Annotated in this window: 9 protein-coding genes and 1 tRNA gene; 6 read left to right on the top strand and 4 right to left on the bottom strand. The window is 70.8% G+C overall.

Features of this window, described 5'->3' with window-relative positions:
- Nucleotides 1-5 precede the first annotated feature (5 nt).
- From DEO23_RS12335 to DEO23_RS12345, 3 genes are all read right to left on the bottom strand, one after another.
- Nucleotides 6-3,896, bottom strand: coding sequence for a multifunctional oxoglutarate decarboxylase/oxoglutarate dehydrogenase thiamine pyrophosphate-binding subunit/dihydrolipoyllysine-residue succinyltransferase subunit (locus DEO23_RS12335; protein ID WP_109276335.1), 3,891 nt, complete (start codon nt 3,894-3,896; stop codon nt 6-8).
- Nucleotides 3,897-4,050: 154 nt separating this feature from the next.
- Nucleotides 4,051-5,082, bottom strand: coding sequence for a HAMP domain-containing sensor histidine kinase (locus DEO23_RS12340; protein ID WP_109276336.1), 1,032 nt, complete (start codon nt 5,080-5,082; stop codon nt 4,051-4,053).
- A 47-nt stretch (nt 5,083-5,129) separates the two neighbouring features.
- Nucleotides 5,130-6,014, bottom strand: coding sequence for a response regulator transcription factor (locus tag DEO23_RS12345; RefSeq protein WP_109276337.1), 885 nt, complete (start codon nt 6,012-6,014; stop codon nt 5,130-5,132).
- A gap of 248 nt (nt 6,015-6,262) precedes the next feature.
- On the opposite strand from DEO23_RS12345, the gene DEO23_RS12350 reads away from it, so the two are divergent.
- From DEO23_RS12350 to DEO23_RS12370, 5 genes are all read left to right on the top strand, one after another.
- Nucleotides 6,263-7,600: a hemolysin family protein gene (locus DEO23_RS12350; RefSeq protein ID WP_109276338.1), complete on the top strand. Its 1,338-nt coding sequence runs from the start codon at nt 6,263-6,265 to the stop codon at nt 7,598-7,600.
- On the top strand, nt 7,593-8,645 hold the full coding sequence (locus tag DEO23_RS12355) for a hemolysin family protein (protein WP_109276339.1): 1,053 nt from the start codon (nt 7,593-7,595) through the stop codon (nt 8,643-8,645). Before DEO23_RS12350 ends, DEO23_RS12355 begins: the two co-directional genes overlap by 8 nt.
- A gap of 218 nt (nt 8,646-8,863) precedes the next feature.
- Nucleotides 8,864-9,634, top strand: coding sequence for a M23 family metallopeptidase (locus DEO23_RS12360; RefSeq protein ID WP_109276340.1), 771 nt, complete (start codon nt 8,864-8,866; stop codon nt 9,632-9,634).
- Nucleotides 9,631-10,695, top strand: coding sequence for a tRNA (adenosine(37)-N6)-threonylcarbamoyltransferase complex transferase subunit TsaD (tsaD, locus tag DEO23_RS12365; RefSeq protein WP_109276341.1), 1,065 nt, complete (start codon nt 9,631-9,633; stop codon nt 10,693-10,695). Before DEO23_RS12360 ends, tsaD begins: the two co-directional genes overlap by 4 nt.
- A 78-nt stretch (nt 10,696-10,773) precedes the next feature.
- A tRNA-Arg gene (locus DEO23_RS12370) sits at nt 10,774-10,846 on the top strand.
- A gap of 91 nt (nt 10,847-10,937) precedes the next feature.
- Here the strand turns inward: DEO23_RS12370 and DEO23_RS12375 are convergent.
- On the bottom strand, nt 10,938-13,187 hold the full coding sequence (locus DEO23_RS12375; protein WP_109276342.1) for a bifunctional alpha,alpha-trehalose-phosphate synthase (UDP-forming)/trehalose-phosphatase: 2,250 nt from the start codon (nt 13,185-13,187) through the stop codon (nt 10,938-10,940).
- Between the two features lie 399 nt (nt 13,188-13,586).
- Here DEO23_RS12375 and lysA point away from each other — a divergent pair, with 399 nt between their 5' ends.
- Nucleotides 13,587-14,999, top strand: a complete 1,413-nt coding sequence (gene lysA / locus DEO23_RS12380) for a diaminopimelate decarboxylase (RefSeq protein WP_165831830.1) — start codon at nt 13,587-13,589, stop codon at nt 14,997-14,999.
- Nucleotides 15,000-15,026 lie beyond the last annotated feature (27 nt).

The raw sequence follows: 15,026 nt of genomic DNA on the forward strand, positions 1-15,026 counted from the left end.
CCTCGTCAGTTCTGCAGTGCCTGCGCGACCAGATGCTCCTGTTCGACCTTGTGGTTCTTCGCGGAACCGGTGGCCGGGGAGGCGGAGGCGGGTCGCGCCACGACCTGCAGGGTACGCCCCACAGCGGCGGGGAAGTTCAGAGCCATGAAGCCCCATGCGCCCTGGTTCTGCGGCTCGTCCTGGACCCACACCAGCTGGGCGTCGGGGTAGGCCGAGAGGACCTCCTGGAGCTCCTCGGCGGGCAGCGGGTAGTACTGCTCGAGGCGCACGATGGCGACGTCCTCGATGCCCTGCGACCTCCGTGCCGCCTCGAGGTCCCAGTAGACCTTTCCGCTGGTCAGCAGCACGCGGGTGACCTTCGACGGATCCACCGTGGTGTCGGGGATTACGGGCTGGAAGGTGCCCTCGGTGAAGTCTTCGAGGCTGCTCACGGCGGCCTTGTGGCGCAGCATCGACTTCGGGGTGAAGACGATCAGCGGCTTGCGGGGCTCGGTGCGGGCCTGGCGGCGCAGCAGGTGGAAGTAGCTGGCCGGCGTCGAGGGCATCGACACCCGCAGGTTGTCCTCGGCGCACATCTGCAGGAAGCGCTCGATGCGGGCGGAGGAGTGGTCGGGTCCCTGGCCGTCGTACCCGTGGGGGAGAAGCATCACCACGGAGGACTGCTGGCCCCACTTCTGCTCGGAGGCTGAGATGAACTCGTCGATGACCGTCTGGGCGCCGTTGACGAAGTCGCCGAACTGCGCCTCCCACAGCACCAGGGCGTTGGGGTTCTCGACCGAGTAGCCGTACTCGAAGCCGAGCGCCGCGAACTCCGAGAGCGAGGAGTCGTAGACATTGAAGCGGGCCTGGTCCTCGGAGAGGTGCAGCAGCGGCGTGTACGTGTCCTGGTTCAGGCTGTCGATCAGCACGCTGTGGCGCTGAACGAACGTGCCGCGGCGCGTGTCCTGTCCGGTCAGGCGGACGCGGGTGCCCTCCATCAGCAGCGACCCGAAGGCCAGCAGCTCGGCGTAGGCCCAGTCGATGCCGCCGGAGCGCGACATCTCCTTGCGCTTCTCCATCAGGTTCACGAGCTTGGGGTACACCGTGAAGCCCTCGGGGGTGTCGACGTGGGCGTCGCCGATGCGCTCGAGGACCTCGGCCTTGACGGCCGTCATGTCGGGCACGACGATCTCGCCGGTGCGCTGCGAGCTGGGCAGGTCCAGACCCTGGACCGAGTTGTTCGGGTCCGCCTCGCTGGAGGCGTTGCGGGCGTCGGTGAAGGCCTGGTCCAGGTGCTGCTGGAAGTTCTTGACCAGCGCTGCGGTCTCGTCCTCGGTGAGGTCGCCGCGTTCGATGAGCGCATCGGTGTAGAGCTTGCGCACCGTGGGGCGGTCCTTGATGAGGTTGTACATCAGCGGCTGCGTCATGGCCGGGTCGTCGCCCTCGTTGTGGCCCCGTCGGCGGTAGCAGATCATGTCGATGACCACGTCGCGGTGGAACTTCTCGCGGTAGGCGAAGGCGATCTCGGCGACCCGCACGCAGGCCTCCGGGTCGTCGCCGTTGACGTGGAAGATCGGCAGCTGCGTGGTCTTCGCGGCATCGCTCGAGTAGAACGAGGAGCGCGAGGAGTCCGGCAGCGTGGTGAAGCCGATCTGGTTGTTGATGACCACGTGCACCGTGCCGCCGGTGCGGTAGCCGCGCAGCTCGGAGAGGTTCAGGGTCTCGGTGACCACGCCCTGGCCGGCGAAGGCGGCGTCGCCGTGGATCAGGATCGGCAGCACCGGGAAGTCGGTGACCCTCTCGATCTGGTCCTGCTTGGCGCGCACGATGCCCTCGAGCACGGGGTTGACCGCCTCGAGGTGCGAGGGGTTCGCCGCCAGGTACACCTTGGTGGTGGTGCCGTCCTCGGCCGTGTAGGTGCCCTCGGTGCCCAGGTGGTACTTGACGTCACCCGAACCCAGCCCCGGCGTGGAGCCGTCGAACTCCTGGAAGATCTGGCCGAAGCTCTTGCCGGCGAGATTGGTGAGCACGTTGAGGCGGCCGCGGTGGGCCATGCCGATGCCGACCTCGGCGATGTCACCGTGGGCGGCGTCGGAGAGGATCGAGTCCAGCAACGGGATCACGGACTCGCCGCCCTCGAGGCTGAAGCGCTTCTGGCCCACGAACTTGGTCTGCAGGAAGGTCTCGAACGCCTCGGCGGCGTTCAGGCGATCCATGATGTGGGCGAGCTGGTCCTTCGAGTACTCCTTGCGCGGCGACTCGAACTGCTCCTGGATCCAGAGGCGCTCCTCCGGATCGGCGATGTGCATGTACTCCACGCCCACCGTGCGGCAGTAGGCGTCGCGCAGGATCCCCAGGATCTCGCGGAGGGTGGCCTCCTTGCGGCCACCCAGCCCGCGGGTGGGGAACGTGCGGTCGAGGTCCCACAGGGTCAGACCGTAGGTCTGCACGTCCAGGTCCGGGTGGGTGCGCACGCGGTACTGCAGCGGATCGGTGTCGGCCATCAGGTGACCGCGCACTCGGAACGCATGGATCAGGTCCATGACGTGGGCGAGCTTCTCGGCCTCGGTGTCGTGCAGGGGGTTGTCGGCGACCCAGCGCACGGGCTCGTAGGGGATCCGCAGCGAGCCGAAGACACGGTCGTAGAAGCCGTCCTTGCCCAGGAGCTTGTCCGCCATCAGCTTCAGGAACTCGCCGGAGGCGGCGCCCTGGATGATCCGGTGGTCGTAGGTCGAGGTCAGCGTCATGACCTTCGAGACCGCGAGCTCGGCGAGCGTCGCCTGGCTCGCGCCCTGGAACTGCGCGGGGTAGTCCATCGCGCCGACGCCCACGATCGTGCCCTGGCCCGACATCAGGCGCGGGATCGAATGGACGGTGCCGATACCGCCCGGGTTGGTCAGGGTCACCGTGGTGCCGCTGAAGTCGTCCATCGTGAGCTTGCCGTTGCGGGCGCGCTTGACGATCTCCTCGTAGCTGGCCCAGAAGCTGTAGAAGTCCAGCTGCTGGGCGGCCTTGATCGAGGGGACCACGAGCGAGCGCGAGCCGTCGGGCCGCGGCATGTCGATCGCGAGGCCGAAGTTCACGTCCTCGCGCTTGAGGAGGAGCGGCTTGCCCTTCTCGTCGACGTCGAAGCCGTTGTTCATGTCCGGCATCTCGGTGATGGCCTCGACCATCGCCCAGCCGATCAGGTGGGTGAAGGAGACCTTGCCGCGCCGGTTGCGCTTGAGGTGGTTGTTGATGACGAGGCGGTTGTCGAACAGGAGCTTGACCGGCACGTCGCGCACCGAGGTGGCGGTGGGGACCTGCAGGGACTCGTCCATGTTCCGCACCACCGCGGCGGCCGGGCCGCGCAGCTTGACCGGGACCGGCTCGCGCACCTCCCTCTCGGGGATCGTCTCGACCGGGGTGGTGGACCGCATCGGGCGGTCGGAGGTGTCGGAGACCTTCGCGGCGGGCTTGTCGTTCACGGAAGGGGCGTCCTTCTGGGAGGTGCGGGAATGATCGGAGGATGCGGCATCGGGGGCCGCACCGGAAGCATCGGCGGACGTCGTCTCGGCCGAGGACGAGGACGTCTGCTCCGGGGCCGACGAGGAGTCGTCGGACGCAGGCTCGTTCGCTGCGGGGGCAGGGGAGCCGGCATCGGCGGAAGAGGACGAGGACGAGTCCTCGGGAGCGGCCGCCTGCTGCGTCGGGGCGGCCGGCGTGGATGCCGACGAGTCGGAGCTGCCGGCAGGGGCGGGTTCCGGCGTCCGTGAGCGGAAGTACTCCGCCCAGCTGGGATCGACGCTCGAGGGATCGTTCCGCCACTGGTTGTGGAGCTCGTCCACCAGCCACTGGTTCGGCCCGAACTCGGGCTCCTCGTCAACGGAATCGGAGAGGGGTGTCTTCTGTGACACTCTGCGATCGCCAACCTTCATGAAACGTCGAATGGAGCGGACATCTCCACCCTAACCGAGGGCGGGGGTCCCTGCGCCCGTGGTCGGCGGTTCTGCGCGTCCCGGACGGAGTCCTTCCTCACCCCGGGGAGGGGCACATCACGCGGGGGCGGTCGCGGCCGCGTCGGGGCGCGTGTCAGCGGGGCATGTCGGGCAGCGTCAGGCGGATCACCGAGGAGCGGTCGGGGTCGGTGCGGGGACGGGGATCGTCGATCACCTCGATGGTGCCGCCGTGCAGCTCCACCGCCCAGCGGGCGATCGCCAGTCCCAGGCCGGTGCCGCCGCTGCCGTCCGAGCCGCCGCCGTGCTGGAAGCGCTCGAAGACCCGCTCGCGATCCGCGCGGGCGATACCGGGGCCCTCGTCGCGCACCTGGATCAGCACGCCGTCGTCCCGCGTGGTGCGCTCGGCGCGCACGCGCACCCGGCCGTCGGGAGGGGAGTGGCGGGAGGCGTTGTCCAGGAGGTTCGCGATCACCTGGCGGATGCGTGGGGCGTCGGCCGTGGCGGTGAGGTCCGCGGGCTCGACCTCGATCGCCCAGCGCAGATCCCGTCCCCGCGCGCGGGCTCCCATGTCGGCCGCGTCCACGGCCTCGTGGAGGAACGGGGTGAGGGCGAACTCCTCGAGATCGATGTCGATCACGCCGGCGTCGATCCGGGAGAGGTCCAGCAGGTCGTCCACGAGGTCGGAGAGCCGCTCGGTCTCGGTGAGCGCGACCTCGAGCGCGGCCGGGTCCGGCTCGGTGACGCCGTCCACGATGTTCTCCAGCTGCGCCCGCAGCCCGGCGACCGGGGTCCGCAGCTCGTGCGAGACGTTGGCGACCAGGTCGCGCCGCACCGTGTCGGTGGTCTGCAGCTCGGTGGCCATGCGGGTGAAGGCGTCGGCGAGCTCGCCGACCTCGTCGCGACTGGAGGTCTCGATGCGCTGGGAGTAGTCGCCACGCGCCATCGCCCGCGCGGCGCTGGTCATCTGCCGCAGCGGGGAGGTCATGCCGCGGGCCAGGATCTGGGTGACCACGAGCGCCGCGATCACCACCAGCGGGAGGGTCAGCAGGGGGTGCATGTCTGCCGCGAGGCTCAGCCAGGTCAGGACGACCGCGACGCAGACGCTGACGGCGACCAGGACGCCAAGCTTGACCTTGAAGGAGCGCAGGCGGTCCAGCGGCCGCACCTCGAGCGACTCGAGGGACTCCTGGACCGTGGCGCGGCTGGGGCGTCTCAGGAGGACCGCCCCGGCTCGTCGTCCGGGAGGGACGGGGTCGCCCGGGAGCGGGGGTCGTCGTCCGAGGTGGGCGCGGGTGCGACGGGCGAGGTCGACGATGTCTGGGTGGCGACCTCGGCCCCGATCTCGCCCTCCTCCTCGTCCTCGTCGGGGAGCTCGAGTGCGTAGCCGACGCCGTGGACGGTGCGCACGAGGTCGGCGCCGAGCTTGCGACGGAGCGCCTTGACGTGGGAGTCGACGGTGCGGGTCCCGGTCGCATCGACCCAGTCCCAGACGTCGGCCAGCAGCTGTTCACGGGTGAGCACGGTCCCGGGGGCCGTGGCCAGGCACAGCAGCAGGTCGAACTCCGTGGGTGTCAGGTGAGCGGGTGCCCCGGCACGGGTGACGCGGTGGGCCGCGCGGTCGATCACGAGGTCGCCCAGCTGCAGCATCGCGGGCTGCTCGCCGGGTCCGCCGGCGGCCGGGTCGGGGACGGCCGCGGCCCGCCGCACCCGGCGCAGCAGGGCCTTCAGCCGTGCCACCAGCTCGCGCATCGAGAACGGCTTGGTCATGTAGTCGTCGGCGCCCACGCCGAGGCCGACGAGCATGTCGGTCTCGTCGTCGCGGGCGGTGAGCATGAGGACCGGCACCGGCTCCTCCGCCTGGATCCGACGGCACACCTCGAGGCCGTCGAACCCCGGCAGCATCACGTCCAGGACCACCACGTCGGGCCGCACCTCGCTGACCGTGCGGACACCCGACGGGCCGTCCAGGGCGGTGGAGACGTCCCAGCCCTCGGCGGTCAGTCGGTCGGCGATCGCCCCGGTGATCGTGGGCTCGTCCTCGACGACGACGACGCGGGTGGGGCGGCTGGGCAGCTCGCTCTGGGCGCTCTTGGACATGGCGTCACTGTAACGGCGCACCCTCATGGGGACCGGGAGGGAAGTGGGAGGTCCATGAGAGGGCGTTACGTGCGCCCACGGAGTCGTGACGTGCGCCCGCGGAGTCTGGACGCGCGCGCACGGGGCCCCTATAGACTCTCCAGCACTATGAGCGATTCGCCCGTGCCGAGTACCGGCGCGCGCATCCGGACGGGCACGAGCACCGTGCCGCGGATGTGCGCCCTCCCCGCCCGTGGGGAGATCATCCGATGACGTGGATCCTGCTTGCTGCAGGCATCGTTCTCACGCTGGGCACGGCGGTCTTCGTCGCCTCCGAGTTCTCCCTGGTGGCGCTCGACCGCCACACAGTCGAGAAGGCCCGGGACGACGGCGACAAGAGGGCCGGCGGCGTCCTGCACGCGCTCACGCACCTCTCGACGAACCTCTCCGGTGCGCAGCTGGGCATCACCATCACCACCCTGCTGTTCGGCTTCGCCGTGCAGGACCCGCTGGCCGGTCTGCTCGCGCCGCTGGGACGGTTGGCGGGTCTGGGCGAGTCGGTCGCGGTGCCGGCCTCCGTGATCGTCGCGATGGTGATCGCCTACGCCTTCTCGATGATCTTCGGGGAGCTGGTCCCCAAGAACCTCGCGATCGCCACACCGATGGGCACCGCCCGCATCGTGGCGCCGCTCCAGCACGGCTTCACCGTCTTCTTCAAGCCCCTGATCGCCGTCTTCAACGCGACCGCGAACGCCGTGCTGCGCCTGGTGAACATCGAGCCGCAGGAGGAGCTCTCCGCCGCCCGCTCGCCCGCGGAGCTGGAGTCCCTGGTGCGTCACTCCGCACGTGCCGGCACCCTCGACGAGGGGACCGCCGTCCTGATCAGTCGCACCCTGCAGCTCGGGGACCGCGAGGCGGGCGACGTCCTCACCCACCGCGGGGCCATGGTCAGCGTGGGCGCGGACACCAGCGCCCAGGAGGTTCTCGAGCTCTCGCGCACCACCGGGCACTCCCGCTTCCCGGTCACCGACGGGGGAGAGGACGACATCGTCGGCGTGGTCCAGGTGCGCCAGGCCGTGGGCGTGCCCCGTGCGAGCCGATCCCGCACACCCGTCAGCGAGCTGATGGCGGAGATCCCGCGCGTGCCGGAGACCGTCCCGCTGGACGACCTCCTCCTCGAGCTCCGCGACGTCGGCGCTCAGCTGGCCGTCGTGGTCGACGAGTACGGCGGCACCTCCGGCATCGTCACGCTCGAGGACGTGATCGAGGAGATCGTGGGCGAGGTCAGCGACGAGCACGACGACGACGAGCCCGAGCGGTTCCTCCCCGACGGCGAGGACGGCTGGTCCGTCAGCGGGCTCATGCGGCCCGACGAGATCCGCCGCGAGCTCGGCGTGCGCGTCGCGGAGTCCAGCGAGTACGACACCCTGGGTGGACTCGTCATGGACACCCTGCACCGGGTGCCCTCGCGGGGTGACGTCCTGGAGACCGGGGGACTGCGCCTGGAGGTGCTCGAGATGGACGGCCGCCGCGTCGACCAGGTGAGGCTGTCGGTGATCGACCCCGACATCCTCGTGCGCACCGAGGAGGCCGACGAGGATGAGTGATTCCGCAGCCCTGCTGCTGGGCCTCGCCATGCTGGTGGGCAACGCCTTCTTCGTGGGGGCCGAGTTCGCCGTCATGAGCGCGCGGCGCAGCCAGCTCGAACCGCTCGTCGAGGCGGGCCGACCGGGTGCGAGGACCGCCCTGTGGGCCGTCGAGCACGTCTCCGTGATGCTCGCGGCCGCCCAGTTCGGCGTCACCGTGTGCTCGGTGACCCTGGGCGCCGTCGCCGAGCCCGCGATCGCGCACTACCTCGAGCCCCTGCTCGAGCACCTCTCGGTGCCCGTGGTGCTCACCCACCCGATCGCCTTCGTGGTGGCCCTGCTGATCGCCTCCTACCTCCACGTGGTCTTCGGCGAGATGGTCCCCAAGAACATCTCGATCGCCGTGCCCGTGGGCGCGGTGCTGGTGCTCGCCACGCCCCTGGTGATGGTGGCGCGCGTGTTCACCCCGATCATCTGGCTGCTGAACCACACCGCGAACATGGTGCTGCGCCTGATCGGGGTGCAGCCGAAGGACGAGGTCGAGAGCCGCTTCACCGCCGAGGAGATCTCCGCGATCGTCGACGAGTCGCGACGCGAGGGCCTGCTGGAGGACGAACAAGGCCTGCTGCAGGGCGCCCTGCAGTTCTCCGATCGCAGCGCGGGCGACGTGATGGTGCCGATGACCGAGGTCATCACCGTCACCTACGACGTCACGCCCGCCCAGATCGAGCAGATCGTCTCGCGCACCGGCTACAGCCGCATCGGCGTGCGCAACGACGCCGGGGACCTGGTGGGGTACGTGCACCTCAAGGACGTGCTGCTGCCGGCCGACGCCCCGGACGAGGACTACGAGCGTCCGATCCATCCCGGGATCGTGCGTGCCGTGGTCTCGGTGGCCTCCGACGACGAGATCGAGGAGACGCTGCGCGCCATGCAGTACAACGGCGCCCACCTGGCGAGGGTCGACGCACCGACGTCCCGCAGCGTCGGCGCCGTCTTCCTCGAGGACGTCCTCGAGGAGCTGGTGGGCGAGGTCAAGGACGTCATGCAGCGCTCGCGGGCGTGACACGTCCGACACGTCCCTCGACCTGTCCGGTCAAGTCTCTTTACCTCCGGGCGAGCTGCGGCAAAGGTTCGGCAATGTCCGCCCTCCACGGAACGGTGCGCCGCGCGCGAGCGGTAGTTTGATCCGCGTTGTTCGGCGACGCGTCCTTCCCCTGTCCGGCGTCGCACCCGGGCACCAGAGGACCCTCGCGTCTCCGATCGACCCCCAGGAGCACCCCCGTGGCGAACCACCGCGCCCTCGGCCGCGCACACGTGCGCAACCTGCACACAGGCCATGCCTCGCATCGTGACTCGGCCGTCCGTGCCGGTGTGGCGAAGGTGGGTGTGCTGGGTGCCCTGGCGACCGCCACCATCGCCTTCCCGCTCGCCTCCGCGAGCGCCGGTGGCCAGACCTCCCCGCTGCCCAGCATCGCCGGCGGCCAGAGCGCCTCGCAGGCCGAGAGCGCCCGCGCCGCGGTCGCCGAGCAGTCCGCGCCGGTCGCGATCCAGGAGGTCGGCGACTCGGCGGCGGGCACCGACTCCGCCTCCGATGCCGACGCCGCGATGAGCGTGAAGAAGTCGCCCAACGCCGAGGCGATCGAGAAGCTGGGCGGGGAGTCCCAGGAGGGGTTCATCCACCCTGTCGACGCACGCATCACCTCGGGCTTCGGCAAGCGTGTCCACCCGGTCCTGCACACCGTCAAGGAGCACGACGGCGTGGACTTCGCCGCCGCCTGCGGATCCGACGTGCGGGCCGCCGGCGCCGGCACCGTGGTGGCCGTCGAGCAGAACTCCGCCTCCGGCAACCGCGTGAAGATCGACCACGGCGACGGCGTCATCACCGGCTACTACCACCTCTCCTCCTTCGACACGAAGGTCGGGGACAAGGTCGATCAGGGTGACGTGATCGGCAAGGCCGGCTCCACCGGTCGCTCGACCGGCTGCCACCTGCACTTCGCCAAGATGGACGAGTCCGGGACGTACTCGAACCCGATGTCGCTGCTGAAGTGAGCACCGTGCCCGTCGTCCTCGGTGTCGAATCCTCCTGCGACGAGACCGGCTTCGCCCTCGTCAGCAACGGCGAGCTGCTCGGCCAGGGCCTCGCCTCGAGCGCCTCGAAGCACGCGGAGTTCGGGGGAGTGGTCCCCGAGATCGCCGCCCGCGCCCACCTCGAGGCCGCGGTGCCGACCCTGCAGATCGCCCTGCACGACGCCGGCGTGAACCTGCGCGACATCACGCACGTGGCCGCCACCTCCGGGCCGGGCCTGGCGACTGCCGTGCACGTCGGCCTCGCCGCGGCCAAGTCGGTCGCCTGGTCGCTCGACGTCCCGCTGTACGGGGTGCACCACCTGGCCGGCCACGCCGCCGCCGACACCCTCGAGCACGGGCCGCTGCCCGAGCAGGCGGTCATCCTCATCGTCTCCGGTGGGCACACCTCCGTCCTCCACGTGAAGGACCTGGTGCGCGACCCCATCGAGCACCTCGGCGACACCCTGGACGACGCCGCCGGCGAGGCCTTCGACAAGGTCTCCCGCCTGCTGGGCCTGGGATACCCGGGTGGCCCCGCGATCTCCAAGGCCGCCGTGGGCGGGGACCCGGAGGCCTTCTCCTTCCCTCGCGCGATGCTGCGGCCCGGCGACGCCCCCTACGCCTTCTCCTTCTCCGGTCTGAAGACCGCCGTGGCGCGCACGGTCGAGACCATCGAGCGCGCCGGCGACGCCGTCCCGGTCGCCGACATCGCCGCCTCCTTCGAGCAGGCGGTCGTGGACGTGCTGGTCACCAAGTCGCTGCGTGCGGTCCAGGAGAAGGGCCTCGAGACCCTCGTGATCGTCGGCGGGGTCGCGGCGAACCAGCGTCTGCGGGCGGTCGCCCAGGAGCGCTGCGACGCCGCGGGCGTCGAGTTGCGGATCCCGCCGATCCGCCTGTGCACCGACAACGGCGCGATGATCGCCGCCGTCGGCGACCTGCTCGTGCGCGCCGACGCCGAGGCTGACGGGCTCGGCATCGCCGCGGACCCCTCGGCCGTGCTGCACGGCGCGCAGCTGCCGCTGCCTGCCGGCTTCCAGGTCTGAGACCTGTGCCTCACTCCCGGCGACGAGCCCGGGTGCGGACGTGCACGACCGCGTCCTCGCGCTAGACTGGCTCGGTCCGCCCGCGTAGCTCAGTGGATAGAGCGTCTGCCTCCGGAGCAGAAGGTCGTAGGTTCGAATCCTGTCGCGGGCACCGGAAGAGCCCCCGGCCCCGGATCCTCGAGATCCGGGACCGGGGGCTCCGTCGTGCGTCCGGGGAGGGACCGACGCCCGCGCCGGGCCCGTCACCTCTCCCTGCGCAGCTCCAGCAGACGCTCGAGCACCTCGGCGACGTCGTCGGTGTCCTCGATCCGGAACGACGCGGACGTGTCGCCCTCGCCGATCCTGATGCCCAGGTCCTCGTCGGTGAGCTCGGCGAAGACGTTCTCGTCGGTCACGTCGTCCCCGAGGTAGAGCACCGCGTCGGCGGCGGCCGCCCGGGCCAGGGCGCGCACCGCGGTGCCCTTGTGCGAGTCGACCACGGAGAACTCCACGACCTCCTTGCCCGGCGTGACCGTGACGTCGGGGAGCGTGCGCGCGTACTCGAGGGCCGCCTCGGTCGCGTTGCCCGCGCCGCGGCCCCTGGCCTGACGGGTGTGCAGCACGGCGGAGGCAGGCTTTACCTCGACCTCGGAGCCGGGGTACTGGTCGGCGATGTTCTGCAGGCGGCGGGTGATCGAGTCCAGGAGGCTCTGGCGGTTCTCGTCCATGGTGATCGTGCCGGCGTCGAGCACATCGGCATGGAGGTCCGAGGGCAGGGCGCCCACCTCGGCGCCGTGCGAGCCCACCAGGGCGACCGAACTGGGCATGCCCGCATGGTGGTGGAGGTTCTCCAGGGCACGCCCGGAGACCAGGGCGACGTTCACCCCCGAGAGCTCGGTGAGGTCACGCAGGGCACCCATCGACCGGGGGTCCGCCTGCACGGCGTCACGGTCGGCGACGATCGGCGCCAGGACCCCGTCGAAGTCCGAGGCCACGAGGATCCGGGGGGTCCTGGCGAAGGAGGCGAGCGCGTCGTCGAGCTGTTCGCGGCCCGGGGCGTCATGACCGCTCAGACGCACGGTCCGTTCCACCGGGGCGGCGGGGGAGCCGGCGTTCTGCAGCTCCTCGAGGAACGCCCGCGCCCACGACTGCACGTCGTGGTCGAGCACCTGACGCCGCAGGGAGGTCATGGCCTCGTGCTGCTCCTCGGCCGGCATCGTCAGGGCCCGCAGGGTCGCGGACTTCAGCTCGTCGATGTCATGGGGGTTCACCAGCAGGGCGGCCCGGAGTTCGTCGGCCGCTCCCGCGAACTCCGAGAGCACCAGCACGCCCTGCACGTCCGGACGGGAGACGACGTACTCCTTGGCCACCAGGTTCATGCCGTCGCGCAGAGCCGTCACCAGGACGACGTCGGCCGCCATGTACAGCGCCGTCATGTCCTTGCGGTCGAAGGAGCGGTGCAGGTAGGAGATCGCGGGGCGCCCGATCGGGGCATGGTCGCCGTTGATGCGCCCGACGGTCAGCTCGACCTCGTCGCGCAGCTGGCGGTAGGCGTCCACGCGCTCGCGGGACGGTGTGGCAACCTGGACGAGAACGGTCTCCCGGGGGTCGATCACGCCGTCGTTCAGCAGCTCGCCCCAGGCCTTCAGGCGGTGACGGATGCCCTTGGTGTAGTCCAGGCGGTCAACGCCCAGCACGATCTTCTTCGGGGAGCCGAGCTCCCGCCGCAGCTGCGCGGCGCGCTCGTGGATGTCCTGATCGTCGGTGAGCTCGGCGACCGCCTCGGTGTCGATCGAGATCGGGAAGGTCTGGGCGGTGACCTCACGGGGCTCGACGGCGCCGATCCCGGGGACGGTCACCGTGCGCTGGTCGATGTGGGAGCCCAGCAGCTGGCGCACCGCGTTGAGGAAGTTCAGCGAATCGCTCTCGCGCTGGAAACCCACCAGGTCCGCGCCCAGCAGGCCCCTCAGCACCTGGTTGCGCTTGGGCAGCTGGCTGAACAGCTCGACGGGCGGGAAAGGGATGTGGTTGAAGAACCCGATGCGTACGTCGGGCCGTTCGGAGCGGATCATCTCGGGGACCAGCTGCAGCTGGTAGTCGTGCACCCAGATGGTGCCACCGGGGGCCGTCACCGCGGCGGCCTCGTGCGCGAAGCGCCGGTTCGCACTCACGTAGGTGTCCCACCAGGTGCGGTGGTAGACGGGGTCCACGATCACGTCGTGGTAGAGCGGCCACAGGGTGGCGTTGGAGAAGCCCTCGTAGTACTTCTCGATGTCGGTCCCGTCGAGAGCGACGGGGTAGAGGTGCATGCCGTCGGCCTCGAAGGGCTCGGGCGCCTCGCCGGGGGAGCCGGCCCATCCCACCCAGGCCCCGGAATCCACACCCCGCATGACGCTCTCCATCGCGGTGACCAGGCCGCCGGGGCTCGTCACCCACTCGGTGGCGCCGTCGGGAAGGGTCTTGGCGTCGACCGGGAGCCGGTTGGCGACGACGACGAGATCATGAGTGGGCATGGGGGCCTCCTCGGGGTGGTGGATGACACCGACGACACTAGCAAGTGGGCGGGGTCACCCGGACCGCCCGGCCGTCGCGGACGGACACTCGCAGCGGGGGAGCAGATCATCCGTTACGCGCGCGCTGACCTGCGACGTCGGTGGTGGTCGGTGCGTGCTGTCCGAGCACGGGGCGAGCACCGCACCCCGCCCGCACGGGACGGGAGGTGCACGTTCCGGGCGCGCGGCCTCGTGCGGGGCCTCAGAGCGTGGACGCGCTCTGCGCAGCGCGGCGCCCGCCGCATAGGCTTCCCCGGGAGTTCTGTGCCGCGGCCCTCTGCGCCGCCCGGTGCGGCACGGCCCGCCCGGACCCCTCAGCCCGACCCGCCGACCAGCCCGACCCAGAGGAGGCCTCGCGCCATGCGAGCCCATGAAGCAGGAGCACTGCACGGCAACGACGCCGCCCCCACCTGGCTGCCCTATCCCGCCGACGTCAACGCCCTGATCCCCGGGCTCTGGTCCTCGACCTGCCGCAGGGACGCCGAGGGCGCCCTAGAGGTCGGAGGGGTCAGCGTGACGAGGATCGCCGAGGAGGCAGGGACCCCGACCTTCGTGGTCGACGAGACCGACTTCCGGGAGCGCGCCCGCGCCTTCCGGGACGCCTTCGCCACGGCCTTCGCCCCGCACGCCGGAGCCGACGTCTACTACGCGGGCAAGGCCTTCCTGTGCGGCGCGGTCGCCCGCTGGGTCCAGGAGGACGGGCTGGGGCTGGACGTCTGCACCGGCGGTGAGCTCGCGATCGCCCTGCGTGCGGGCTTCCCCGCCGAGCGCATCGCCCTGCACGGCAACAACAAGTCCGACAGCGAGATCCGGCGCGCGCTCGAGGCGGGCGTGGGCCGGATCGTGATCGACTCCCTGCCCGAGATCGAGCAGGTCGCCGAGATCGCCGGCCAGCTCGACGTCACCGCTCCGGTGATGCTGCGCGTCACCACGGGCGTGGAGGCGCACACCCACGAGTTCATCGCGACCGCCCACGAGGACCAGAAGTTCGGGCTCTCGATCACCTCCGGCGACGCCTTCACGGCCGTGCAGCAGGTGCTCGCGAGCGACCGGCTCGCCCTGCACGGGCTGCACTCGCACATCGGCTCCCAGATCTTCGACGTCGGCGGCTTCGAGGTCGCCGCCCGGCGGGTCCTCGACCTTGTCGCCCGGATCCGGGCCGAGCTCGGCCACACGATCGACCACCTCGACCTCGGCGGCGGGTTCGGCGTCATGTACAACACCCAGCACACGCCGTCGACCCCGGAGCAGCTGGCCGGCGGCATCGCGGGGATCATCGAGAAGGAGTGCCACGAGCTCGGGCTCGAGGTCCCGCACGTGGCCTTCGAGCCCGGTCGCGCGATCGCCGGCCCCTCCACGCTGACCCTGTACGGCGTCGGCACCGTCAAGGACGTCCGGCTGGGCGGGCCGCACCACCGTCTCTACGTCTCGGTCGACGGCGGGATGAGCGACAACGTGCGCACCGCCCTGTACGACGCCGACTACTCGTGCCTGCTGGCGAGCCGCGTCAGCGACGAGGCCCCCGAGGTGGTGCGCGTGGTGGGCAAGCACTGCGAGAGCGGCGACATCGTCGTCAAGGACGAGTACATGCCGCTCGACGTGCAGCGCGGCGACCTCGTCGCCGTCCCCGTCACCGGCGCGTACTGCTACTCCCTCGCCTCCAACTACAACCACGTGCCCCGCCCTGCGGTGATCGCCGTCAAGGACGGCCAGTGGCGCACCCTCGTGCGCCGGGAGAGCGAGGACGACCTGCTGGCCCTCGACGTCGGCTGAGGACGACCGGTCGAGGGACCTCGGCCG

It is taken from the genome of Brachybacterium endophyticum (assembly GCF_003130585.1).
GTDB classification, from domain to species: Bacteria; Actinomycetota; Actinomycetes; order Actinomycetales; family Dermabacteraceae; genus Brachybacterium; species Brachybacterium endophyticum.